13 protein-coding genes are annotated in these 26,181 nt (G+C 71.1%); 6 read left to right on the forward strand and 7 right to left on the reverse strand.

Going from position 1 to position 26,181, the window contains the following annotated elements:
• Nucleotides 1-3 precede the first annotated feature (3 nt).
• From OHA68_RS01595 to OHA68_RS01620, 6 genes are all read left to right on the forward strand, one after another.
• A complete protein-coding gene (locus OHA68_RS01595) occupies nucleotides 4-9,561 on the forward strand; it encodes a non-ribosomal peptide synthetase (RefSeq protein WP_327106016.1) in 9,558 nt (3,185 codons plus the stop codon).
• A gap of 27 nt (nucleotides 9,562-9,588) precedes the next feature.
• The gene (locus tag OHA68_RS01600; RefSeq protein ID WP_327106017.1) at nucleotides 9,589-9,825 is read left to right on the forward strand and encodes an MbtH family protein; all 237 of its coding nucleotides are present in this window, start codon (nucleotides 9,589-9,591) and stop codon (nucleotides 9,823-9,825) included.
• 35 nt (nucleotides 9,826-9,860) lie between these two features.
• The gene (locus tag OHA68_RS01605) at nucleotides 9,861-10,655 is read left to right on the forward strand and encodes a thioesterase II family protein (protein WP_327106018.1); all 795 of its coding nucleotides are present in this window, start codon (nucleotides 9,861-9,863) and stop codon (nucleotides 10,653-10,655) included.
• A gap of 290 nt (nucleotides 10,656-10,945) precedes the next feature.
• On the forward strand, nucleotides 10,946-14,869 hold the full coding sequence (locus tag OHA68_RS01610; RefSeq protein WP_327106019.1) for a non-ribosomal peptide synthetase: 3,924 nt from the start codon (nucleotides 10,946-10,948) through the stop codon (nucleotides 14,867-14,869).
• A 67-nt stretch (nucleotides 14,870-14,936) separates the two neighbouring features.
• Nucleotides 14,937-18,125 carry a non-ribosomal peptide synthetase gene (locus tag OHA68_RS01615; RefSeq protein ID WP_327106020.1) on the forward strand — a complete coding sequence of 1,063 codons (3,189 nt, stop codon included), beginning with the start codon at nucleotides 14,937-14,939 and terminating at the stop codon, nucleotides 18,123-18,125.
• Complete coding sequence (locus OHA68_RS01620; RefSeq protein WP_327106021.1) at nucleotides 18,122-18,718, forward strand: LOG family protein; 597 nt, start codon at nucleotides 18,122-18,124, stop codon at nucleotides 18,716-18,718. The genes OHA68_RS01615 and OHA68_RS01620 overlap by 4 nt, the downstream gene beginning before the upstream one ends.
• Nucleotides 18,719-18,822: 104 nt before the next feature.
• Here the strand turns inward: OHA68_RS01620 and OHA68_RS01625 are convergent, their stop codons facing one another.
• The 7 genes from OHA68_RS01625 to OHA68_RS01655 are packed head-to-tail and all read right to left on the reverse strand — an operon-like array spanning nucleotide 18,823 to nucleotide 26,164.
• Nucleotides 18,823-20,085 (reverse strand): 2-hydroxyacyl-CoA dehydratase family protein, encoded by a 1,263-nt coding sequence (locus tag OHA68_RS01625; RefSeq protein WP_327106022.1) that lies wholly within the window; start codon nucleotides 20,083-20,085, stop codon nucleotides 18,823-18,825.
• Nucleotides 20,073-21,263 carry a 2-hydroxyacyl-CoA dehydratase family protein gene (locus OHA68_RS01630; protein ID WP_327106023.1) on the reverse strand — a complete coding sequence of 397 codons (1,191 nt, stop codon included), beginning with the start codon at nucleotides 21,261-21,263 and terminating at the stop codon, nucleotides 20,073-20,075. Before OHA68_RS01630 ends, OHA68_RS01625 begins: the two co-directional genes overlap by 13 nt.
• A gap of 1 nt (nucleotide 21,264) precedes the next feature.
• Complete coding sequence (locus tag OHA68_RS01635; RefSeq protein WP_327106024.1) at nucleotides 21,265-22,500, reverse strand: CaiB/BaiF CoA transferase family protein; 1,236 nt, start codon at nucleotides 22,498-22,500, stop codon at nucleotides 21,265-21,267.
• The gene (locus OHA68_RS01640) at nucleotides 22,493-23,614 is read right to left on the reverse strand and encodes a CapA family protein (protein ID WP_327106025.1); all 1,122 of its coding nucleotides are present in this window, start codon (nucleotides 23,612-23,614) and stop codon (nucleotides 22,493-22,495) included. The genes OHA68_RS01635 and OHA68_RS01640 overlap by 8 nt, the downstream gene beginning before the upstream one ends.
• On the reverse strand, nucleotides 23,611-24,423 hold the full coding sequence (locus tag OHA68_RS01645) for an amino acid ABC transporter ATP-binding protein (RefSeq protein WP_327109439.1): 813 nt from the start codon (nucleotides 24,421-24,423) through the stop codon (nucleotides 23,611-23,613). The genes OHA68_RS01640 and OHA68_RS01645 overlap by 4 nt, the downstream gene beginning before the upstream one ends.
• Before the next feature lie 5 nt (nucleotides 24,424-24,428).
• Nucleotides 24,429-25,274, reverse strand: a complete 846-nt coding sequence (locus OHA68_RS01650) for an amino acid ABC transporter permease (protein ID WP_327106026.1) — start codon at nucleotides 25,272-25,274, stop codon at nucleotides 24,429-24,431.
• The gene (locus OHA68_RS01655; RefSeq protein WP_327106027.1) at nucleotides 25,271-26,164 is read right to left on the reverse strand and encodes a transporter substrate-binding domain-containing protein; all 894 of its coding nucleotides are present in this window, start codon (nucleotides 26,162-26,164) and stop codon (nucleotides 25,271-25,273) included. The genes OHA68_RS01650 and OHA68_RS01655 overlap by 4 nt, the downstream gene beginning before the upstream one ends.
• Nucleotides 26,165-26,181 lie beyond the last annotated feature (17 nt).

A 26,181-nucleotide genomic window follows, 5' to 3' on the forward strand; every position in this document is an offset into this window, starting at 1 on the left:
GTCATGGGCAACGCGCGACGTTCAGCGATCGAGGACGTCCTCCCGCTGTCACCGCTGCAGGAGGGACTCCTGTTCCACTCGCTGTACGAACGCCGAGCCACGCGCCTGTACGTCGCGCAGCTGTCGACGGACCTCCACGGGGACGTGGACCCGACGGCCCTGCGGTCGGCCACCGCCGCCGTGCTCAGCCGGCACCCGAACCTGCGCGCCGGGTTCCGGCACCGCGGCACGGGCGAACCCGTACAGGTGGTTCCGCGTAGCTTCTCCCTTGACTGGCAGGACCTCGACCTGTCCGACCTGGCCGGCGTGGACCGGGACGCCCGCCTGGCGCGGTTTCTGGACGATGACTGGTCTCATGGGTTCGCCGTCGAGAAGCCGCCGCTGCTCCGCTTCGCGCTGATCCGGCTCGGGGAGCGGCACCACCGGTTCGTCCTGACCGCGCACCACGCCATCCTGGACGCGTGGTCCGGCAGACTGCTGTTGGGTGAGATCTTCACGGGCTACGGCTCGACCGACGCGGCCGAGCCGATCGCCCCGTACCGCGACTATCTGGCCTGGCTGGACCGGGCCGATCCGCAGCCGGCCGAAGCGGCGTGGCGGCATGCCCTGGACGGCCTGGAGCAGGGGACTCTGGTCGCCGGCGTCCTGGGCGCGCCGGGCGGAAACGCCGCACCGGACGAGGCCGAGGAACTGCGCTGGGATCTCTCCGAGAGCCTCAGTCAGGCGCTCGTCGACCGCGCGCGCGACGTGGGCGTGACGCTGAACACCGTCTTCCAAGGCGCGTGGGCGCTCGTTCTCGGGCGGTCGCTGGGCAGCGACGACGTGGTGTTCGGCACCCCCGTCTCTTGTCGCCCCGCCGACCTCGCGCACGCGGACAGCATGATCGGCCTGCTGATCAACACGGTTCCGGTCCGGGTGCGCCTCCCCTCGGACCTCTCCCTGCGGGACATGCTGCGCGCGCTGAGCGACGACTGGACGCAGGCCGCGCGGTACGGCCACCTCGGCCTGTCCCCCATCCAGCGGCTCACCGACATCACCGGGCCCCTGTTCGACACCGTCCTGTCCTTCGAGAATCAGCCCGGCGGTACGGGGGACCTGTCCACCGCCGACTTCACGGCCACCGGCCCACGCGTACGGGAGAGCACGCACTATCCCCTGGCTCTGGACGTGTGCCCGGGCCCGCGCGTCGTGCTCTCGCTGCTGTGCCGGGCCGACCTGATCGACCGCGCCGCGGCCTCGGCCATGGCCGACCGTCTCACCCGGGTCCTGACCGCCCTCGCCGAGACGCCCGAGCTGACCGTGGGCAGCCTTGAGGTCCTGTCCGAGCAGGAGCTGGACCTCGTCCTGCGCACGTACAACGAGACCGTGACCGATCGGGTGCCCGGCCTCGTCCACGAGCGCTTCCGGGCACAGGCACGGCTGACCCCCGACGCCGTGGCGGTGACCGCGGACGGCGGTTCTGTGACGTACGCGGAGCTGGACGCCCGGACCGACCGGCTGGCCGCGCTGCTCGCCCGGCACGGAGCCGGGCCCGAGCGGGTGATCGGGCTGATGATGCCGCGCTCGCCGGCCCTGGTCGAGACCATGCTGGCGGTGCTCAAGACGGGAGCCGCCTACGCGCCGCTCGACCCGGGGCACCCGGCCGAGCGGCTGGCGTTCCTGCTCGACGACGTGGCACCCGAGCTCGTCGTCACCGTAGGGGCCCTGGCGGCGACCCTGCCGGCGGGCGTCGGGCGGGTCATCGTGGACGCTCCCGACGTCGTCGCCTTCCTGGCCGATGCCTCCGATATCTCCAATCTCTCTGATGTCTCTGCCGCGACCGCGCCGGCACCGGGAAGGGCCTGCGCCCACCCGGACGGCGCTGCGTACGTCATGCACACCTCCGGATCCACCGGCCGCGCCAAAGGCGTGGTCGTCACCCACCGCAACATCGTCGATCTGGCGACCGACCGGTGTTTCGGGGCGCAGGAGCGGTCCCGGGTCCTGGTCCACTCTCCCCAGGAGTTCGACGCCTCGACCTACGAGGTCTGGGCGCCGTTGCTGAACGGCGGCCGGCTCGTGGTCGCCCCACCTGGCCACCTGGACGTGCTGGAATACCGGCGCCTGATCGCCGGGGCCGGCATCACCCACCTCTGGCTCACCTCCGGGCTGTTCACCGTCCTGGCCGAAGAGGCGGCCACCTGCTTTCTCGGGGTGCGTCAGGTCTGGACGGGCGGCGACGTCGTGTCGGCCGCCGCGGTGCGCCGGGTCTTCGACCACTGCCCGGAGGTCGAGATCGTCAACGGCTACGGCCCCACCGAGACCACCACCTTCGCCACGAACGGGCCGGTCGACCGGGATCACCTGTCCACCACCGTCCCCATCGGCCGCCCGCTCGACGACACGCGGGTCCACGTCCTCGACTCCGCGTTGCGGCCGGTCCTCCCGGGAGTGACCGGCGAGCTGTACATCGCCGGTGCCGGCCTGGCCCGCGGCTACCTCCGGCGCCCCGGTCTGACCGCCGAAAAGTTCGTGGCCGACCCCTTCGCCGCGGACGGCACCCGTATGTACAGGACCGGCGATCTCGTGCGGTTTCGCCCGGACGGGCGGCTGGACTTCGTCGGCCGAGCCGACGCCCAGGTGAAACTGCGCGGCTTCCGCATCGAGCCGGCCGAGGTCGAAGCGGCGCTGGCCGTCCAGGACGGCGTCGCCGCCGCGCTCGCCGTGGTCCGGGAGGATCGCCCCGGTGATCGACGGCTCGTCGCCTATGTGGTCGCCCAGCGCGGCATGGCCGTGGACCCGGCGCGGATCCGCGCCGCCATGGCCGGGTCGGTGCCCGACTACATGGTGCCCGCCGCGGTGGTGGTGCTGGACGAGCTTCCGCTGACGGGGAGCGGGAAACTCGACCGCAGGAGCCTTCCGGCTCCGCACTATGCCCCGGCCGCCAGGCACCGCGAACCGCGTGACCTGCGGGAGGAGATCCTGTGCGGACTGTTCGCCGACGTGCTCGGGCTGCCGGCGGTCGGCCCCGATGAGGGCTTCTTCGAGCTCGGTGGCCACTCGCTGCTCGCCACCAGGCTGGTCAACCGCATCCGCGCCGCGTTCAAGCGCGAGCTGTCGATCCGCACGTTGTTCGAGGTCACCACGCCCGCCGCGATCGCCGTACTGCTCGACGAGGCGCCGGACGCACGACCGGAGGTGGGCCGTGAGACCCGTCCGGCCCGCCTCCCCCTGTCCTACGCCCAGCGGCGGCTCTGGTTCCTGCACTGTGTGGAAGGCCCGAACGCCACGTACAACGTGCCGTTCGTGCTGCGGATAAGCGGGGAACTCGACCGGGCCGCCCTCCAGGCGGCTCTCGGCGACCTGCTGCGCAGGCACGAGCCGCTCCGCACCACCTTCTCCGAGGCGGACGGCGAGCCGTATCAGATCATCCACGCGCCGGAGCGCGCTCATGTCCCGCTGGACGTGATCGACGTCGATCCGGGCGAGCTCGGCCCGATGCTGGCCGAGGCGGTGGCACACCGTTTCGATCTGTCGGCCGACCTGCCCCTTGTCGCACGGCTGCTGGTCGAGAACCCGGACGAGGCCGTCCTCGTGCTGATCGTGCACCACATCGCCTGCGACGGCTGGTCGGCCGAGCCGCTGGCCCGCGACCTGTCGGCCGCCTACGCGGCCCGGCTGCGCGGGCGGGCCGCGCCGCCCGCCCTGCCCGTGCAGTACGCCGACTACGTGCTCTGGCAGCACCGGATCCTCGGCCGCGAGGACGATCCCCGTTCCCGGCTGGTCCGGCAGTCGGAGTTCTGGCGGCATGCGCTGGCCGATCTGCCGGTGGAGCTGAGGCTGCCGACCCGGGCCGACCGGCCGGCCGTCCCCGGCGTCCAGGCCGATGTCGTCCGCTTCGCCGTGCCCGCGGACCAGCACGCGGCGCTGGTCCGGCTGGCCCGTGGCGAGCAGGCGACACTGTTCATGACGGTCCAGGCGGCGCTGGCCGCCGGGCTCACGGGCCTCGGCGCCGGCACCGACATCCCGCTGGGCACGGTGGTGGCCGGCCGGGCCGACGAAGCCCTGGACGACCTGGTCGGGTTCTTCGTCAACACCCTGGTGCTGCGTACCAGCACCGCCGGTGATCCGACGCTCCGCGATCTGCTGCGCCGGGTACGGGCGATCGACCTGGCCGCGTTCGCCAACCAGGACGTCCCTTTCGACAGGACGGTCGAGGTCGTGAACCCGCCGCGGTCGCTGGGCCGGCACCCGATGTTCCAGGTCATGCTGGTGCTGCAGAACAACGCCGACCCGGTGTTCGCCCTGGAGGGCTCCGAGGTCACCGTGGAGCGGCTGGGCATGGCGGGCGCGGCGAAGTTCGACCTGACCGTCACGCTCCGGGAACTGCCGGAAGGCGGCCTGGACGGCACGGTCGAGTTCCGTACCGACCTGTTCGACCGTGCGACGGCCGAGGAGCTCTGCGGCAAGGTGACCCGTTTCCTCCGGGCCGCGATCTCCACACCCGATGTGCCCATCAGCCAACTGGGCGCACCCCCGAGCCTGCCCGTCAGCTGGCTGGACGCGACCCCGGACCTGCCCGTCACCGTCTCCGACGCCTTCGACGGCGCGCCCGCGAACCACGGGCGCGGCGAGCGTCCCGGCGTGCCCGTCCGGCCTCGCCTTTCCCAGCCGAGCGCCCAGGAAGAGATCCTGACCGGCCTGTTCGCCGAGGTCCTCGGCGTGCCGACGGTCGAGCCCGACGACCACTTCTTCGACCGGGGCGGGCATTCGCTGCTCGCGCTGAAGCTGGCCGCCCGGATCCGCAGCACGTTCGGTGTCGAGCTCACGGTCGCCGACGTCTTCCACACGCCGACCGTGGCCGGACTCCTTCCGGCCCTGTCCGGCGGGGCCCCGCCACCGCTCGCCGTGCTCGCCGGCGAGCGCCCGGCGGCGCTTCCCCTGTCGTTCGCGCAGCAGGGTCTGTGGTTCCTCAACCGGGTCGGGGACGAGCAGGGCGTCTACAACGTCCCCCTCGCCTTCCGGCTCAGCGGATCCCTCGACACCGATGCCCTGACCGCGGCGATCCGCGATGTGGCCGTCCGGCACGAGAGTCTGCGCACCGTGTTCCCCGAGGTGGACGGCGTTCCCCGGCAGGTCGTCCGCGACGCCCCCGCCGGGCTGCCGCCGGTGCCGATCGTCTCGATCACCGAGGCCCGGCTCGCCGACCGGATGGCCGAGCACACGCGCGCGAAGTTCGACCTGACCGCGGAGCCGCCGCTGCGGGTGGCTCTGTTCGCGCTCACGCCGACGGAGTCGGTGCTCTCGATCGTGATCCACCACATCGCCGTGGACGGGCTGTCGGTCGAGCCGCTCCTGCGCGACCTGGCGACCGCCTATACCGCTCGCCTCGCCGGGGACGAGCCGCGGTGGACACCGCTACCGGTGCAGTACGGCGACTATGCCTTGTGGCAGCGCGAGGTGCTGGGCCAGGACGACGACCCGGACAGCCTGCTGTCCGCACGGCTCGCGTTCTGGCGGCAGGCGCTGGAGGGTCTCCCGGAACAGCAGAACCTCCCGGTGGCGCGGCCGCGCCCGGCGGTGGCCAGCCACCGCGGCGACGTGGTCGGCTCGTGGCTGCCGGCCGCGCTGCACGCCGATCTGGTGAGTCTCGCGAAGGCGCACCGGGTGAGCCTGTTCATGGTGCTGCAGGCGGCCCTGACCATCGTGCTGTCCCGCGTGGGCGCGGGCCGGGATCTCGCCATCGGCACCTCGGTCGGCGGACGGCCGGACCCCGTGCTGGACGACCTGGTCGGTGTGTTCCTCAACACCCTCGTCCTGCGCGCCGACGTGTCCGGGAACCCCAGCGTCAGCGACCTGCTGGGCCGCATCCGCAGCACCGACCTCGCCGCCTACGCCCATCAGGACACGCCGTTCGAACGGCTGGTGGAGGCGCTCAACCCGCAACGCTCACCGAGCTACAACCCGCTGTTCCAGGTCATGCTCGAACTCCACCACGGGGCCGAACCCACCCCCGCCCTGCCCGGCGTCCAGGCCGCGCCGTACCCCCTGACCTACGCGGCCGCGAAAGTCGATCTGTCGTTCACGCTGCGCGAGAGGTACACACAGGACGGGCGCCCGGCCGGGCTGGAATACGGTCTCGAATACGCCACCGACCTGTTCGACCGTGCCACGGCGCAGCGCCTGTCCGGATGGTTCCGGCGCGTGCTGGAACAGGCCGCCGCCGACCCGTCGCGGCCCATCGGCGAACTCGCCGTCCTGTCGGAGGGGGAGCGACTCCAGATCCTGCGGGAGTGGAACGCCACGGACGTGCCGATGCCCGACGCGACGCTGTCCGGGCTGTTCGAGGAGCAGGTGGCCCGGCGCCCGGACGCGGTGGCGCTCATCGACGCCGACGGCAGCGAGATCAGCTACGACACGCTGAACAAGCGGGCCAACCGGCTCGCCCACCACCTGCGCGCCATCGGCGTCACCTGCGAAACCTTCGTAGCGGTGTACGCCGAGCACAGCCCCGACCTGTTGACCGCCCTGCTCGGCGTCCTCAAAGCCGGCGGCGCCTATGTCCCCCTCGACCCCCACCACCCCACGGACCGGCTCGCCCACATCCTCCGCGACACCGGCGCCACCATCGTGCTCACCCAGCGAACGCTGGCCGACCGCCTCCCGTCCGACTACCACGGCACCGTCATCACGCTCGAAGACCGACAGCGCGACACCCTCCACCACGACACCGACCTTCCACCTGTCCACGGCCCTGGCAACCTCGTCTACGCCATGTACACCTCCGGCTCCACCGGATGGCCCAAGGGCGTCCTCATCACCCACCACGCCCTGCTCAACTACCTTCGCTGGGCGATCGACGGCTACGGCGTCGAAGGCGACCACGGCGCCCCCATGCTCGGCTCGATAGCCGTCGACCTGTCGGTGCCCAACTTCTTCCTCCCTCTGATCACCGGCAAGAGCGTCACGCTGCTACCACCCGACCCCCACCTGGAACACCTCGCCGACCTGCTACGCCGACCCGGCGACTTCAGCCTGCTCAAAATCACACCCGGCCACCTCGACATGCTGCGCGAAGTACTCACCAAAGACACCTCACTCACCTCCGTCCGCACCTACGTCGTCGGAGCCGACGAACTACGAGCCGAAACCGCCACCGCCTGGCGACAGATCGCCCCCCACGCCCGCATCATCAACGAATACGGACCCACCGAAACCGTCGTCGGCTGTTCGGTGCATCCCATCGGGCCGGACCTCGACCCGTCGATGCCGGTCCCCATCGGGCGGCCGATCGCCAACACCCGCATGTACGTCCTCGACGAGCGGCTCCAGCCGGTGCCGCCCGGCGTCGTCGGCGAGCTCTATGTCGCCGGCCACGGGGTCGCGCGCGGTTACCTGCGGCGGTTCGCGCTGACGGCCGAGCGGTTCGTCGCCGATCCCTTCGGCGCACCGGGAAGCCGGATGTACCGTACCGGCGACCTGGCCCGCTTCCGGCCCGGAGGCGACCTCGACTTCCTCGGCCGGATCGACCACCAGGTGAAGATCCGCGGCTACCGGGTCGAACTCGGTGAGGTCGAGGCTCGGCTGCTGCTGCACCGCGACGTCGGCGAGGCAGTGGTCGTCGCCCGGCAGGACCCCTCGGGCCGCACACACCTGGTCGCGTACGTGGTGGGCGCCGACGGCACCCGACCGGCCACGGAGAACCTGCGCGGCCACATGACGAGCCAGCTTCCCGACCACATGGTGCCGAGCTTCTGGATGGTCCTGGACCGGATGCCGCTGACACCGGACGGCAAGGTGGATCGCAAGGCCCTGCCCGCGTTCCAGGAGCAGAGCGTGCTCCCGCGCCAGGCTCCGGGCACCGAGGCCGAGAAGGTGCTCTGCGCGCTCGTCGCCGACGTTCTCGGCGTCTCCGTGGTGGGGGTCGACGACAACTTCTTCGGGCTCGGAGGCGACAGCATCGCCTCCATCCAGTTCGTCAGCCGAGCCCGCAAGGCGGGCCTGCGGCTCGACCCCCAGCAGGTCTACCAGGCCCGCGACATCGCGGAACTGGCCGCGCTGGCCGGCCCGGCCGACGCGGCCGCCACCGCCGAGCACGACTCCGGCAGCGGCCGGGTGGCGCCCACACCGGCCATGCGCTGGCTCGACGAGCAGCACGGCCCCACCGACGGCTACGACCAGGCCGTGCTGCTCCACGTCCCGGCCGAGCTCGGCGAGGACCGGCTGCGACAGGCGGTCCAGGGCGTACTCGATCGCCACGATCTCCTGCGCGCCCGCACGGTCCGTGACGCGGACGGCAGGCTCGACCACCTGTGGGTCGACGCGCCGGGGACGGCCGGTGCGGCGTCGTACCTGACGCGCTGTGAGGTGACGGAACCGGGCGCGGGGACGGATCCGGGCACGGGGACGGAACCGGGCGCAGGAACGGAACCGGGCGCGGGCGGCATCTCGGCGCGCGTCGAGGCGCAGGCGCGGGCCGCCAAGGCCCGGCTCGCGCCGGAAGCCGGGCGGATGGTGCAGATCGTCTGGTTCGACGCCGGTCCCGAGCGCCCCGGCCGGCTGTTGCTGATGGTGCACCACCTCGTGGTGGACGCGGTGTCCCTGCGGGTCCTCATGGAGGATCTGAAGGCGGCCTGGCAGGCCGCCGCGGACGGGCCTCCCGTCCTCGATCCGGTCCCGACCTCGTTCCGGACCTGGGCCGACCGCCTGGTCCAGGAGGCCGTACGGCCGGAGCGGGCCGCCGAGCTGGCGCTCTGGGAGCGCATGTCCCTCCCCTGCCCGCCGATCGGCGCCGGCCCGGCGGACCCGGCACGTGACACGGTGGCGAGCCAGCGCTCGCTCACGATCCGGCTCTCCGCAGAGGAGACGCGGAATCTGACGGCCGCCGCGTCCGCGACGTACGGCGCGGGGCTGCACGAAGTCCTGCTGGCCGCGCTCGCCCTGGCCGTGGCCGGCCGTGGCAGTGCCGGGGCTGAGCCGACGGTGGCCATCGAGGTCGAGGGGCACGGCCGCAGCGACCGTATCGCCGCGGGGGACCTGTCGCGCACGGTCGGCTGGTTCACCGCGTCCTTCCCGCTCCGCGTCGACCTCGAGCCTCTCGGGGGAGCGGCCGGAGCGGACCCGGGCGAAGTGGTCTCCCTGGTCATGAGCGGCCTGCGGGCCCTGCCGGACGATGGGATCGGTTACGGGCTGCTCCGCTACCTCAATCCCGAGACCTCTCCGATCCTCGCCGCCCGGCCGGCCGCGCAGGTGCGGTTCAACTACCTCGGCCGCCTCCCCCTCCCCGGGGCGGAACCGTGGGCCGCCTCATGGGAGGAGCCCGTCGCGGGCAGCGGTCCTGAGGGTGAGATGGCGGCATCGTACGTCCTGGATGTCCTCGCCTTCGTCCTGAACCGTCCCGGCGGCGCGGAGCTGCACGTCTCACTGCGCTGGCCGGAGGCACTGCTGGGCTGGGCCGAGGTGTCCGCCATCGGCGCCGGCCTGTCGGAGACCCTGACCGCGCTGGCCGGCCGCACCCGGTCGCTGATCACCTTGGAACCGGAGGAATTCGGCGAACTGGAGCACCTTCTCAGCAACCCCTGACCGTCCACCACCCCTAAGGAGAACCTGATGACGAATCCGTTCGAGGACGAGGACGGCCGCTACCACGTGCTCATCAACGCCGAAGAGCAGTACTCCCTCTGGCCGGCCTTCGCCGAGATCCCCGCCGGCTGGTCGGCGGTGATCGAGAACAGCAGCCGCCGGGAGTGCCTGGACTACATCGACGAGACCTGGACCGACATGCGGCCCAAGAGCCTCGTGCGGGCCATGGCGGCCGCTGCGGACGCCCGCCCGGCACAGGCATGAGCACGACCGAGCGGAGCCGCGGGAGGCCACCGGCCATGAGGGGACGGCCGGTGGCGCCCACGGCCTTCGCCGTGCCGCTGTCCCAGCCTTCGCCGGCGGCCGTGCACCTGTTGTGCGTGCCGTACGCCGGTGGTGGAGCGGCTGTCTTCCGCCACTGGCCCGCCCTCCTGCCGCCGACTCTGGCGGTGAGCGCGATCCGGCTGCCGGGACGGGAATCACGGATCGGCGAGCCGCCGCTGGCCGATATCGGCCAGATGGTCACCGCCGCCGCGGACGACCTGGCCGCCGACACGGCGACCGATCGGCCGTACGCGCTCTTCGGCCACAGTTTCGGCGCGCTGGTCGCCTTCGAACTGGCCCGTGAGATGCGCGCCCGAGACCTGCCCGCCCCTCGCCGCCTGTTCGTCTCAGCGCACCGCGCGCCCGACGCGGACGCCGGCACGGCGCCCCTCGGGGATCTGTCCGACCAGGAGTTCCTCGACAAGGTCACCCGGTACGGAGGCATGCCGCAAGAGGTCCTCGACGCGCCTGATCTGCTCGACATGGTGCTGCCCGCACTGCGCGCCGACATCGACGCGGCGGAGGGTTACCGCTTCGTTCCCGGCGCCCCCCTGAACTGCCCGATCTCGGTGTTCGGCGGGCGAAGCGATTCCGTCACTCCGCAGGCCCAGCTGTACGGCTGGCGGTCGCACTCCGTCGCGGAGGTCGATGTGCGGCTGTTCGACGGCGGCCACTTCTTCCTGCACGACCATCGCACGGCGGTCACCACCACGATCGGCGCCGCCCTGGGGGCACTCCCTGACGGCGCCGCCCCGGGGGCCACTCCTTGACGGCGCCGCCCGGCTCCGTCACGGCCTCCGCTTGAGCCACCCATCGGAGACCTCCCGCCGGACGCGGGAGGTCTCCCAGCCGTGCCTTCCGGCCGGGTTCGCCGATCCACTGCCCATGGCCGTCAGCCTGCACCGGATCGGCAGAGGGTGGAAGCACGCTGTCACCTGAACTGCCGTCGGCAGATGTCGCGGCAGCTCAGGTGCGCGTTGCCCAGGCCTCATTGAAGACGACCCACCGCCCTCCGACACTGAGCCCTGTGTCACCCACCACGCAGACAGCCGCCGCATCCATGTCACCAGCCCAGACGCGTCTGTGGCTGATGAACGAGCTGGGCACCTCCAGCGCTGCCAGCAACATCCCGATCGCCGTCCGCCTGCACGGGTTCCTGGACCGGGCAGCGCTGCGGGCGGCGATCGCCGACGTCGTCGACCGGCATTCCACTCTGCGCACCGTTTTCCCCGCGCCCGACGGCCTGCCCCGTCCGGTGCTCCGCGAGGGCGTCGCGGCCCGGCCGGTCCTCGACGTCACCGACTGCGCCGAGGAGGAGCTCCCCGCCCTGCTGGCCGACCGGACCCGAGCCGGCTTCGACCTCACCAGCGATCTGCCCGTACGGACGACGCTGTTCCGCCTGCGCCCTGACGAGCACGTTCTCCTGGTGCTCCTGCACCACATCGCCGCCGACGGCCTGTCCATCGCGCCGCTGATGCACGATCTGTCCACCGCCTATGCCGCTCGTCTGGCCGGAACGGCGCCTGACTGGCCGGAAGCGACGGTGGGCTACCACGACTACGTGGCCTGGCAACGCGAGGTACTGGGCGACGAGAGCGATCCCCACAGCACGCTCAGCCGGCAGCTCGACCACTGGCGGTCGGCGCTGGCCGGGATGCCCGAGGAGCTCACGCTGCCCACCGATCGGCCCCGGCCGCCCGTGGCGAGCCACCGCGGCGGCATGGTCGACTTCGACCTCTCCCCCGACCTGCACGAAGCCCTCACCGGGCTGGCCCGGCGATCGCGGGCCAGCCTCTTCATGGTCACGCACGCCGCGTTGGCGGTCCTGCTGTCGGCGCTGGGATCAGAGGACGACATCGGGATCGGCACCACCGTCGCCGGGCGGTCCGACGAGGCGCTCGACGGCCTCGTGGGGCTGTTCATCAACTCGCTCGTCCTGCGCGCCGACTTGTCGGGCAATCCGACGTTCGCGGACGTGGTGGACCGCGTCCGAGCCGCGGACCTCGCCGCGTTCGCGCACCAGGAGCTCCCGTTCGAGCGCTTGCTGGACGCTCTGCGGCCCACCCGGTCACTCAGCCGCAACCCGCTGTTCCAGGTTCTGTTCGAGCTTCATCAGTACGACGAGCAGAGTCTCCAGCTGTCCGGTCTGCGCACGCGGCCCGAGCCGGTCCCGCACGGGGCGGCCAAGTTCGACCTGACGTTCATGCTGTACGCCAAGAGCGACGCCGCGGGAAACCCGACGGGACTCCTCGGCCGCCTGGAGTACGCCGAGGATGTCTTCGACCGATCCACCGCCGAGGCTCTGGCCCAGCGCTACCTGCGCATCCTGGAAACCGCCGCAGCCGATCCCGATCAGCCGATCAGCCGCTTCGACATCCTCACCGGCGACGAGCACGAACGAATCATCGGCACCTGGAACGCCACGGAGCTGGAGATCCCGGACGCGACCCTGTCCGGGCTGTTCGAGGAGCAGGTGGCCCGGCGCCCGGACGCGGTGGCCCTCGTGGACGCCGACGGCAGCGAGATCAGCTACGACACGCTGAACAGGCGAGCCAACCGGCTGGCCTGGCGCCTGCGCGCGATGGGCGTCGGCGTTGAGTCCTTCGTCGCGGTGTGCGCCGAGCACAGCCCTGACATGTTCGCCGCCCTCCTCGGCATCCTCAAGGCCGGGGCCGCCTACGTGCCCCTCGACCCCCGGCATCCGGTGGATCGGCTGGCATACGTCCTCCGGGACACCGGCGCCTCGATCGTGCTCACCCAGCGGAAACTGGCCGGCCGTCTTCCTCCGGACCACCGCGGCACCCTCCTCATCCTTGAGGACGAGCCGGAAGCCACCGTCCACGACGAGGGCGATCCACCGCCGGTCCACGGCCCCGACAACCTCGTCTACACCATGTACACCTCCGGCTCCACCGGATGGCCCAAGGGCGTCCTCATCACCCACCGCGCCCTGCTCAACTACCTGTGCTGGGCGATCGACGGCTACGGCGTCGAAGGCGACCACGGCGCCCCCATGCTCGGCTCGATAGCCGTCGACCTGTCGGTGCCCAACTTCTTCCTCCCTCTGATCACCGGCAAGAGCGTCACGCTGCTACCACCCGACCCCCACCTGGAACACCTCGCCGACCTGCTACGCCGACCCGGCGACTTCAGCCTGCTCAAAATCACACCCGGCCACCTCGACATGCTGCGCGAAGTACTCACCAAAGACACCTCACTCACCTCCGTCCGCACCTACGTCGTCGGAGCCGACGAACTACGAGCCGAAACCGCCACCGCCTGGCGACAGATCGCCCCCCACGCCCGCATCATCAACGAATACGGACCCACCGAAACCGTCGTCGGCTGCACCGTTCACCCGATCACCGAGGACCTCGACGAATACTCGCCGGTGCCGATCGGCAAGCCCATCGCGAACACCCGCATCTATGTCCTGGACCGTTTCCTCCGTCCGGTGCCGCCCGGGGTCGTCGGCGAGCTCTACATCGCCGGCACGGGCGTCGCGCGCGGTTACCTGAACCAGCCCGGGCTCAGCGCCGGCCGCTTCGTCGCCGACCCCTACGGCCCGCCCGGCACCCGCGTCTACCGCACGGGAGATCTGGCCCGGTTCCAGCCTGACGGCACCGTCCAGTTCCTCGGGCGCGCGGACCATCAGGTGAAGATCCGCGGCCATCGGATCGAGCTGGGTGAGATCGAGGCCGGCATCCTGCGCCATCCTGGCGTCAGCGAAGCGGTGGTGACCGTACCCGGTGGCACCGGCGCCGATCACCTGATGGTCGGCTATGTCGTCCCGTCCGCTGACGCGCATCCGAGTCCGGCCGACCTGCGGGCCCACCTCGCGCGGTTCCTGCCCGACCACATGATCCCCGCGGCATGGGTCCTGCTGGACCGCCTCCCGCTGACCTCGGCGGGCAAGATCGACCGCACCGCGCTGCCGAAGCCGAGCGCGCCCCTGGCGGACGGAGGTGCGGCGGGCACCGAGCTGGCCCGCTATCTGTGCGAGCTGTTCGCGGAGACGTTGGACATCCCCACCCCTGGCCCCGATGCCGACTTCTTCGACCTCGGCGGGAATTCGATCCTGCTGGCGCGCGTCGCGGCCCGCGTCCGCAACGCGCTGCGGGTCGAGATGAGATTGACCGACCTCTTCACCTCCCCGACGCCGGCCTCCCTCGCCGAGAAGATCAAAGCCGGCCGGGGCGGACGGGCCGAGATCCTGATCCCCATCAGTCCCCACGGCTCCGCGACGCCGTTGTTCTGCGTCCACCCGGCCAACGGAGCCAGCTGGGGCTACCTCGACCTGGCCCGGCGGTTGTCGCCGGACCGCCCGGTCTACGGTCTCCAGGCGCGTGGCCTCGACGAGCCCGCCCCGCTGCCGCCCAGCATCGAGGCCATGGCCGAGGACTACGTGGCGCAGATCCGCCGGATCCAGCCGGAGGGACCGTACCAGCTGCTCGGCTGGTGCTTCGGCGCCGTGGTGGCCTTCGAGATGGCTCGGCGGTTGCAGCGGGACGGCCAGGAGGTCGGGCTGCTGGCTCTGGTCGGACCGCATCCGCTGGGCTGGCAGGAATTCACCGCGTGCCCGCCCGCCACCGAGGTGCTCGCGGCTCTGCTGGAGGACCACGGCATCAGCGAGGAAGGCGTCGACCTCACCCCGGACGCGGTGACCCTGGCGCTGGACGCCGGCACGTCGCTCCGGGAACAGGGCTTCACCTCCGGGCAGGCCCGCCGGCTGGTCGACCTCCATCTGAACAACCCGCGGATCGAGTGGGACTACCGGCCGCCAGCGAAGGCCCTGCGTGCGCCGGTGCATCTCTTCGCGGCCGATGCCGACGACGCCGGTCGGCCGATCCCGGTCCTGGAGACCTGGCGGCCGTACATCGACGGCGACATCACCGTCCACCACTACCCCGGCACCACCGACGACCTGCTGGCGGGCCACCTGGTCGGCCGGGTCGGCGCGGATCTCGACGAGGTGCTCCAGTGATCGATTCCGACCAGGTGTTCTCCACGGACACGGCCGCCATGACGGTCCTCGAAGGGTGCGTATGCCGATGAAGGCCTCGCTGATCGAAGAGGTTCTGCCGCTCACGCCGTTGCAGGAAGGGCTGTGGTTCCACGCCAACTACGATCGCTCACGGGCGGACGTCTACGTCGGCCAGTGGGTGCTGGGGCTGCGCGGGCCCCTGGATCTCGACGCTCTGCGGCACGCCGCCCGCGAACTGGTCCGGTGCCACGCGAACCTCCGTGCGGCGTTCGTGCAACGCCGCGGTGGCGAACTGGCGCAGATCGTCGTACGGGAGGTGGATGTCCCCTGGCGTTTCGTCGACCTCTCCGAGGAGCCGGCCGCCGTCGAGAAGCGGGTCTCCGTGCTCACGGACGAAGAGCGGGAGCGTCCGTTCGCCATGACCACCGCGCCGCTCCTGCGGTTCGCGGTGATCAAACTGGCCCCGGGGGTCCACCGCCTCGTGCTGACCGTGCACCACATCCTGATCGACGGGTGGTCGGCTCCGCTGCTGTTGCAGAGGCTGTTCGAGCTCTACCAGGAGGGCCGGCCCGGCCGGGTCCCCGCCGGCGACGTGCGACCGTACCGCGACTACCTCGGCTGGCTGGACAGGCAGGACCATGAGGCGACCGAGCGGGCCTGGCTGGAGGAGCTCCGCGGCGTCGAGGGACCCACCTTGATCGCTCCGGAGCATGACGGGGCCGGCGGCAGGCGTGAGTCGCTGGAGCTGACCGTGCCGGCGGAAGCGACCGAACGCCTCGCCGGCTACGCACGCGCGAGCGGGCTGACCCTCAACACCGTCTTGCAAGGCGTCTGGGGCGTCATGCTCGCCGGCCGGACGAACCGCGACGACGTGGTGTTCGGCGCGACGGTCTCCGGCCGCCCGGCGGAGATTCCGGACGTCGACCGGATGATCGGGCTGTTCGTCAACACGATCCCGATCCGCGTACGCTGTCACCCCCGCCAGACCTGGAACGAGACGCTGCGGGCGTTGTGGGCCGCGCAGTCCCGGCTGCTCTCCCACCATCACCTCCGGCTCGGCCGAATCCAGCAGCGATTGGGCATGGGCCCGCTGTTCGACACGGCGTACTCGTTCCAGAGCTATCCCGACGGTTTCGGCGAGACCTCGGCGGTCGCCGGCGAGCTGACCGTGGAGGTGCTGTCCGCCCAGGACGGCACCCACTACCCACTCGCCCTCCAGGCGGCGCCCGGCCCTGAGCTGCGGATGCGCCTGGCCTACGCACCCGACCTCATGGACCGCTCGGTCGTGGATTCCATCAGCGACCAGCTGGCGACCTCGCTCGTCGAGCTTCCGGACTCCGCGGCGCGGAGCGTCGGGACGGCTCGGCTGCTGTCCCCGGCCGAACTCGACCGGCTTCGCCAGGAGTGGGCCGAGACGGACACGCACCTGCCCGCCACCTCGCTGACGCGGCTCGTCGAGGCGCGGGCGGCCGGCAGACCCGCGCATCCGGCGGTCGTCACCGCGACCGAGACGCTGACGTACCAGGAGCTGAACGAACGCGCCAACCGCCTGGCCCGCCTGCTGACGGCGCGCGGCGCCGGACCCGAACGGGTCGTGGCCCTGCTCCTCGAACGGTCCGCCGACATGGTGGTCGCGATGCTGGCGGTCATCAAAGCCGGGGCCTGCTACCTGCCGCTCAACGCCGACGAGATCGATCCGCGCACCGCGCGGATGGTGGCCGACTCCGAGCCGTTGTGCGTCATCACGCACGAGGCGCTGGCTCCCCGGCTGGCGGACCTCAGGGCTCCTCTCCTGGTCCTTGACTCATCGTCGACGGCGGAGACGCTGGCCGGGCAGCTCGGCGATGATCTGTCCGACGATGAGCTCATCACCCCGGTGTTCCCGCACACCACCCTCTACGTCACCTATACCTCCGGTTCCACCGGGCGCCCCAAGGCCATCATGAACACCCACGAGAACCTCGTGGCCCTGGTCCTCGACCGCGACTGGCGTAACGGCAGCCAGGAGAAGGTGCTGGGACACTCACCGCCCGCCTTCGACGCCACCGCCTACGAGACCTGGGTGCCCCTGGCTCTCGGCGGCACGATCGTCCTGACCCCGCCGGGCCGGTTCGACCCAGCGGAGGCCCGCCGGTTGATCCGCCGGCACGGCGTCACCGGGATGTTCCTGACAGCGAAGCTGCTCACGGCCATGGTCGAGGACGACCCGGCCTGCCTGACCGGATTGCGGGAGGTGTGGAGCGGCGGGGAGGCCGCGCGGGCCGCCACCTTCCACCGCGCGCTGAGCGAGGTGCCGGGCCTCAAGGTCGTCAACGTCTACGGCCCGACCGAGACCGCCGTGTACGCCACGCGTAAAACGGTCACTGACCCCGGCAGTGTCGGGAAGACGGTCCCGATCGGCACGGCGATGGACAACACCCGCGTTCACGTCCTGGACGCCGCGCTTCGCCCCGTGCCCGCGGGGGTGGTGGGTGAGATCTGCATCGCGGGCGCCGGCCTCGCCCGCGGCTACCGCGGCCGGCCGGGCCAGACCGCCGAGCGGTTCGTCGCCGATCCCTTCGGCCCTCCTGGCAGCCGGATGTACCGGACGGGCGACCTGGGCCTGCGCCGCCCGGATGGCGAGCTGGAGTTCGCGGGCCGCGCCGACCACCAGGTGAAGATCCGCGGCCACCGGGTCGAGCCGGCCGAGGTCGAAGCGGCGTTCCTGGATCTGCCCGAGATCTCGCAGGTCGCCGTCGTCGTGCATGAGCACCGCCCTGGGGACAGGCGCTTGGTGGCCTACGCGGTTCCGCGGGACGGCCGGACCGCCGATTCCGTCTCCCTGCGCCACCGGGCCGGTCAGTCGCTGCCGCACTACCTGGCGCCGGCCGCCGTCGTCCTGGTGGAGCACCTGCCGCTGACGACCAACGGGAAGCTCGACCGGGACGCGCTTCCGATGCCCGACTTCGGCGCGGAGCTCCGGGGCGGCGCACCGAGCACCGACGATCAGCGAGCCATGTGCGCTCTGTTCGCCGAGATTCTCGGCGTCGACGAGGTCGGCCTGGAGGACGACTTCTTCGACCTCGGCGGAGACTCACTGACGGCCATCCGCCTGGCCAACGGCATCCGGCGCGACCTGGGTGTCGAGGTCGGCATTCACCAGATCTTCGAAACTCCCGGCGTGGCGGCGCTGGCCGCCTGCCTCCGCACCGCGCCCCCGGCCAAACCCCGGCTTCGGCCGCGACAGTCTCAGGTCACCTCATTGGAGTCATCATGATCTCTCGTAACTTCCGGGTCTGCGTATTCTGCGGTTCGCGGCCCGGCAACTCCCCCCAGTACACCGAGTTCGCCACCGAGCTGGGCATGAGCCTGGCCCGCAACAACATCGACATGGTCTACGGCGGCGGCCGGACCGGCATCATGGGGGCCGTCGCCGAGGGCGCCGCCTCCCTGGGCGCGCACGTGACCGGCATCATCCCCCACCACCTGCTGGAGCGCGAGAAGGTCGCCGGATTCGCCAGCCAACTGCACGTGGTGGACTCCATGCACGACCGTAAGAGGTTGATGTACAACCTGGCCGACGGCTTCGTCGCCCTGCCCGGAGGCATGGGAACCATCGAGGAGCTGATGGAGGTCCTCACCTGGGCTCAGCTCGACCTGCACACCAAATCAGTCACCCTGGCCAACGTCGGCGGCTACTTCGACCCCCTGCTCACCTGGCTGGACCAGGCGCTGGACTGCGGTTTCATCTCCTCGGCCGATCGCGCGCTGGTCACCGAGGTCACCTCGGTGGACAGCGTTCTGGAACGCCTGCGTCCGTCGATGCCCGTCTCCGAGTCGCGATCCGGTGCCGCGGTTCTTCATGGGTGAGCAGGTTCTCGCCGGTTCGTGGATCAGCCCGCCGAGGCGATGGTCGGCTGCCGGTGCCCGTGCGCCTTGAAGTAGTCCTCAGAGGCGCCGGGGAACGATCCGGGTCAGGCCATGACGACGTTCTCCAGCCACTGCCCGAGGCGCTCGACCACGCCGCCGTCGAAGGTGCGGCCGTCGACGTTGTCCGCGTGGATCTCGATCACCGGGAACCCGGCCGCCTCCAGTGCCCTGGCGGTGAAGTAGCTGCCCCGGGGGTCGTCGGAGACCAGGTGGACCACGCCGTCGATGCCGTGCAAGCGGGCCTCTTTCACGTACCACTCACTCGACCACGGCGGGGTGTAGAGCTGGTCGCTGAAGGCGGCGAAGCGTGCGGCCAGCGCCCTCATGGGATCGTCGCCGTAGCGGATGTACCCGTCGGCGGCGATGGCAAGGTACATCGACCAGACGAACACCGCGCCGTACTTCTCCTGGAAGCGCTGGTAGAAGCCCATGTCGTACCAGAGGCCGCGACCGATCCACATCAGCCGCGCCCGCTCGCCCGGGCACGCGGCCTGACCCGCGTCGACCCGGTCGCGCACCTCCTCGTAGAAACGCTTGGCGATGTCCCGGGCCCACTCGGTGCCGCGGTGCCACTGCGGGAGCATGACGCTGGGGATGCTGTCGACGACGCTGAGCGGCGCGGGCCGGGCGTGGGCGATGAGGGCACGCGTCTTCCTGTTCCACTCCTCCTGCTCGTTGACCAAGGCCATCACCTCACGAAAGCGGGACTCGTCGAACCGCCTGCCGGTGGTGGTCTCCAGGAACCTGACGAGGTTCTCCAGCTCCGCGGTGAGCAGGTCCAGTCTGGCCGGGCCGACGGCCTCTTCCCACCGGTGCGGCATGAGCTCCCACCAGTTGACGGGAATATCGTTCTCAGCGGCGCTTTCCAGCGGGTAGAAAGTGACTCCGGGCTCGTGACCCCAGATGTCGAAGATCTTGCGGGTGACGTCGCCGGAGGCGTCGCCGACGACGATGTCGGGCCTGGGCAGGCCGCCCCATGGACCCGCCTCCGGCTCTGGGTCGAACGCGGAGCCGAGGGTGACCGAGTTGTACTGCTCGGAATAGTCGGGGTAGCCGCGCTGCCGCACCAGCTCCAGGTAGTGCACCGAACGCTGCTTGGCGGTCACCAGAGACGCCCACCATTGGCTGACCGCGTACGGGATGTCCATCGTGCGGAAGATCTCGTGCGGGACGTCCGCGTTCAGCAGGGCGAACGGCTCGCCGCCGGCGACGCGCCGGCGCAGGTCGGCGAACCATTCGCGCTGGTGCCTGCCCGCCTCGGCCGCCGTGGCGAGGGATGTCACACTGCGCGATCTCACATGGGGCATGGATGTTCCTTCCGCAGGGCGGTCAGATCGGCACGCCCGTACTCCTGGCGCTCCAGCAGAACGGCGGGGATGTCCAGCGCCGCGCGCTGCGCGGGAAAGTCCCAGGCCGGGGCCTCGTCTCCAGCCCTGCAATAGGAGACGAAGAGCTCGGCCCGGCAGCGCCGTACGGCCGCCGCCGCGTACGCGGCGCGCTCGCCCGCCGTGGCCCGGTGGGCGGTCGGACCGCTGTAGTGGTAATGCTCGGCCAGCGCGCCGAGGCCACCCGTACCGAGGCCACCCGTACCGAGGCCACCGGTACCGAGGCCACCCGCGCCGACCGGCCCGGTCACGGAGAGGTCCCCGAAGGAGTGGTCCTCGCCGACGATGACATGGCCCTCGCGTTCGATGGCCTCGTACACGTGCGGCGTGTCGTGGTCGCTGCCGCTCAGGAAGACGCGCCGCCCGGCGTGCTCATCGAGTCGTCCCGCCTCGGCCAGCAGCCGTTCCAGCAGCACGATGTGCTCATCCACGGGCAGGGGCGCATTGGCCACCGCGAGGAACTGCCGCCCCGTGAGCCGGGCGGGCACGGCCCTGCGCAGCTCGGCGGCGGCGGCCAGCAACCGGCGCCGCTCGTCGTGCGCCGCCACCGCCCCGGCCAGGTCGAGAGGGCGGCCGGTCCAGGCTTCGAGCCTGGCGGCGAACTCGCCGATCCTGCGCCGGTTGTACCGGGCGGTCGTGCGGTGCGGCAGGTGCAGGATGTCCACCAGGTACACCTCGGGCAGCGCCGTGCCCGGCTCCACGCGGCCCAGCTCGCGCAGCGCGTAGAACAGCCGCAAAGACGCCTCGCAGTCGTGCGAGATCACGATGCGGTCCAGGTCACCGAAGGACCCGGCGAGCAGCCGGGCGAGCACCGAGCGGGCCACCGGGTCCACCCCGCGACCCAGATATCGGTCTCCGAGCGCGAAGTCGGACTCCGGGTCGCCCGTGAGGCGGAACACGCGGACCCCTGCGGCGGTCAGCAGTTCGACCGGCATGTCCGCCCCGACGTAGCCGACGACCAGGGCCCGGGCGCCGCTCCGGCCGTCGATCCAGCGGTCGCTCCGGCCGTCGATCGGGCCGTCGCTCCGGTCCTTCGAGGCGGCCGGAGGTACGCCGCGGCGGGCGTACGCCTCTTCCAACGCGGCCAGCGCCGTGAGCATGTCAGATCACCCCATCCACGGCCAGCGCCTTGAGCTCGTCGTCGGAGTAGCCGAGCAACCCGCCGTAGATCTCGGCGTTGTGCTCGCCGAGGCCGGGCGCCGGGCGGTCGAGCGCCGCCTCCGAGGCGGAGAAGCGGATCGGCACACCGGTCCCGTACAGGTCCGCGCGGCCGTGGCGCGGATGCTCCAGAGGCACGACCTCTTCGCGCTCCAGCACGAGCGGGTCGCGCACGGCGTCGCCGGGCTCACGCACCTCGGCGGCGGGCACGCCGTGCCGGGTGAGCAGGTCGAGGATCACGGCGAGCGGGCGGTCCGCCGCCCACACGCCCACCAGTTCGTGCAGTTCGCCGGCATGGGCCACGCGCGCGTCCCGGGAGGAGAACCGCGGGTCCGCGGCCAGGTCGTCGTGTCCCATCGCCGCGAACAGGCCGCGAGCGAAGGCGTCGGTCGGGCCGCACAGCGCGAACCAGCCGTCCGCGGCGGGGAACGTGCCGAACGGCGCCAGCCTGGGCACGGTCGTCCCCGTGCGCATGGGCAGGCCCAGCTTCTCGTAGGCGTCGAACGGCTCGCACGCGACCAGCGAGGTGAGCGCCCCCAGCATGGACACGTCCACGTGCTGGCCCTGGCCGGTCGCGTCGGCCCGCATGACCGCGGCGAGCGTGCCGATCACCGCGTACAGCGGCGCGACCAGGTCGCCCACCGGCAGTCCGAAGCGGACAGGCGGCTCGCCGGGCGCGCCCGCAGTCATCATCACGCCACTGAGCGCCTGGATGATGGTGTCCATCGCCTTGCCGGAGCCGGGACCGCCCTGCGCGCCGAAACCGCTGATCGACGTGCACACGATGCGCGGGTTGATCGCGCTCGCCCAGTCGTGGCCCATGCCCAGCCGCGCCGTGACGCCGGCGCTGTAATTGTCGATCATGATGTCCGACACCCGGACCAGACCGGCCAGGACGTCGCGGGCCTTGGGATGCTTCAGATTGAGCGTGACGCTCTGCTTGTTGCGGCCCCGCAGGAGCATCGACACGGACATGTCGTCGTCCCCGCGGCGGGCCGTCGTCAGCCCGTCGGCACCGATATAGGGGGCGTTGTTGCGGGAGCTGTCGCCGCCGGTCAGCGGATTCTCCACCTTGATCACACGGGCGCCGAGCCCGGCCAGCAGCAGGGTCGCGTACGGTCCGGACAGCGCGGTGGTCAGATCGATCACCGTACGACCGGCGAGCGGACGTTCAGCCACGCAGCACCACCTCGTCCCCTTCCCAGTGAAATTCCGTCTTCAGGCCCGCCCGTCGCGTGATGCGCTCGATGTACGACACGACCAGCCGTCCTTCCTCGTCGTTCCCGAGCGGCACCGGCCGGCCGGCGCCGTCGATCCAGCAGGGCACGAGACCGGCCGAGACCAGGCCGCTCCGATCGAACCGGCAGACCGCGATCGCGGTGTTCCGGCTCTCGGGATGGAAGGGGTAGTACGGCATGTCCGGGTCCGGAGCGAAGCCGTACAGCTCGACTCTGCGGCGCGCCCACGCGGCCCGTTCGCCTTCGTCGCCCGCCGTGGGCGTCAACGCGCGGGTGACGGTCACGAAGTTGCCCAGCCCGTGATAGATCGGCCGGCCGCGGTACAACTCGACGCCTCGCATGATGTGGGCGTGGTGGGCGAACACAGCGTGCGCGCCGGCGTCGACGGCGGCACGGGCGACGGGCCCCTCGTACATCGCCAGTACGGCGGGCGTGTGCCCGACGCCCTTGTGCAGGGACACCAGCACGACGTCGACCTCGGCGGCCAAGGTGGCCACGTCCTCGGCCATCCGCGCCAGCGAGGCGGGGTCGGCGAAGGTGTAGACGGCGGGCGGGCCGCCGGGGCTGGCGTGGTCGAGTTCGTAGTGGGTCAGCACCTTGATGTATGCGCAGCCGGGCTTGCGGCTGGTCGCCCAGGACTCGCGTGGGCCGACGCAGTTGTAGCTGAGCACGCCGATCCGCAGCCCGTCGCGCTCCACGATCGCGGGACGGCGGGCCTCGTCGAGAGTCATGCCGGCGCCCGCGGTGGTCAGCCCGGCCTCGGTCGCGTACCTGATCGTGTCGGCCACCCCCTGGTCGCCGACGTCGTAGACGTGGTTGCCCGCGAGCGTCACCACATGGAAGCCGGCCTCGGCGACCGCGGAGAGCGCGGCGGGATCGGCGGGCGGCGCGGGAACGTCGGTGCTCAGCTGAGCGGTGGACGTGCTGTGGGGCACCTCGATGTGGCCGATCACCACACCGCCCCGGCCCAGCGTCTCCCGGGCCGGGGCGAAGAAGGACGCGGGGCCGGGCTCGTCGACGATGAGGTCGCCGACGGCCATTACCGTGAAACTCAAGAGGTGCTCTCCTCCTCGAGGATGCGTTCGTCAGGGGTTCGCGTCGCACGCCCGGAGAAGCGCGACAAGAAGGTTTGCAGGCGGGGTGAGGCGGGATTGTCGAAGATCTCCTCGGGCGTACCGGTCTCGACCACCCGGCCCTCCTCCATGAAGACGCAACGATCGGCCACCTCGCGGGCGAAGCTCATCTCGTGCGTCACGATGATCATCGTCATGCCGCCGCGAGCCAGGTCGAGCACGACGCTCAGCACCTCGTCCACCAATTCGGGATCCAGCGCACTGGTGGGCTCGTCGAACAGCATGATCCTCGGATGCGTGGCCAGGGCCCTGGCGATGGCGACGCGTTGCTGCTGGCCGCCGGAGAGCATCCGGGGGTGGGCGTCCGTCTTGCCGGCGAGCCCCACCCGGTTCAGCAGCCGCAGCGCCTCCTCGCGCGCCTCCTCCGGTTTGCGGCCGTGCACCGCCACCTGCGCCTCGATGACGTTGCGCAGCACGCTCCAGTGCGGGAACAGGTTGAACTGCTGGAAGACCATGCCCATGCGACCGCGCTGGGCGGCCACCTTGCGGTCCGGCAGGGGACGCAGGTGGCCCCTGCGCATCTCGTGGCCGAGCAACTCCCCGTCGAGGTACATGGCCCCACCGTCGATGCTCTCCAACTGGTGGACGCAGCGGACCAGGGTGGACTTGCCCGACCCGGACGGGCCGATGACGGTGACGACCTCGCCCTCGTGCACGTCGAGATTCACCCCGTCGAGCGCCGCGTGGTCGCCGAACCGCTTGCGCACGTCACGGACGCGCAGGACCGGCATGTCACTCACCGCTGCCCCTTTCCGAAGTGCTGCTCCAGGCGCCGCTGGCCGAGCGACAGCACGGTGACCACCACCAGGTACCAGGCACAGGCGACGATCAGCAGCGGCACGATCTCGTAGGTCCTGTTGTAGATCACCTGCACCGAGTACAGCAGGTCGGCCATCGCGATCACGCTGACCAGGGAGGTGCCCTTGAGCAGGCTGATGAACTGGCTGCCGGTGGGCGGGACGATCACCCGCATCGCCTGCGGGAGCACGACCTTCACGAAGCCCTGCCTGGCCGTGAACCCCATCGCGCGGGACGCGTCACGCTGCCCGCCGTCCACCGCCAAGATGCCGGCCCTGACGATCTCGGCCATGTACGCGGCCTCGTGCAGGGTGAGCCCGATGATGGCGGCGGTCAGCGAACTGATCACGGAGTTGGTCGGCCACGAGAGGAAGGTGGGACCGAAGGGCACGCCCAGCGAGATCCGCGGCAGGAGGTAACCGAGGTTGAACCAGAAGATCAGCTGGACCAGGGGCGGTATGCCGCGGAAGACCGCGACGTAGACGCCGCAGGCCCAGGCCACCGGCGTGAAGTCGCTCAGCCTGCCCGCCGCCAGAAGCACCCCGAGCACACTGCCCAGCACCATCCCGATGACGGTGAGCAGCAGTGACATGCCCAGGCCGCGCAGGATGTTCGGGTCGAACAGGTACGTGCCGGCCACCGACCATTCGAACCGCGGGTTGGTGACGAGAAACCAGGCGAACTGCGCGACGAGCACGAGCAGCACGACTCCGAACACCCAGCGCAGGGGGCGGATGCGAGGACGGGCCAAGGCGACGTCCACGACCTGCGGTGTCGTGCTCATCCCGCCGCCGCTGTGTTCATCTTGGGCTCCTCCACCGCCACGGTCTGGAGGCCGTACTTGTCCATGATCTTCTTGTACTCGCCGTTCTTGAAGATCTCCTTGAACGCGTCGAGCATGACCGGACCGAGACCGCCGGCCTTGGGCACGAGCATCGCCAACTGGTCGACGCCGGCGCCCTGCTCGTCGGTCTGGGTGACGTATGTGAAGGCGTCCTTCTGTTTCTGCATCACGTCGAGGGCCGCGCTCTCGGTCATGCCCGCCGCGTCGGCGCGGCCGGACTCGGCGGCGAGGATGGTCCCGTTCGTGTCGGCCAAGCCGATGAAGTCGATCGCCGGCTTGCCCTGTTGGGCGCACCACTCGGTCAGGCGCTTGGCCTGGTCCTCCACGATGCTGCCGGCGGTGCCGGCGATGCGCTTGCCGCACAGGTCACTCGAGCTCTTGATGGCCGAGGACCCGGCTTTGGGGATCAGGTAGGAAGTACGGGTCACCATCCACACGATCGCGTCGAACTGCTTCTCGCGCTCGGCGGTGTCCTTGACCGGCCCGTTGAAGGCGTCGTACCTGGAGGCGAGCATGCCGGAGAGCGCCGCGGGCAGGCCGCTGACGATCGAGATCTCGGTGCGGACTCCCAGCGCCTTGCCGAGGGCGTCCTGCACCTCCTTGTCGATGCCCGTGACGGTCTTGCCGTCGTTGGCGACGATCCTGTAGGGCGGGTGGGAATCCCCGGCGAATCGGATGACGCCCGCTTCCTTGACGCCATCGGGTAGGGCGTCGTACAGAGCCGTCGCGCCGGCCGGCCGCTGCGTCTCACCGTTGCCTCCACCGCAAGCTGCGGCGCCGACGAGGGCCAAAGCCGCCGCACTCGCGAGGATGGTCCTGGGCACACTCATGATGGTCCTTCCCGCGA

Source organism: Nonomuraea glycinis, assembly GCF_035920485.1.
In the GTDB taxonomy this organism is placed as follows: Bacteria; Actinomycetota; Actinomycetes; order Streptosporangiales; family Streptosporangiaceae; genus Nonomuraea; species Nonomuraea glycinis.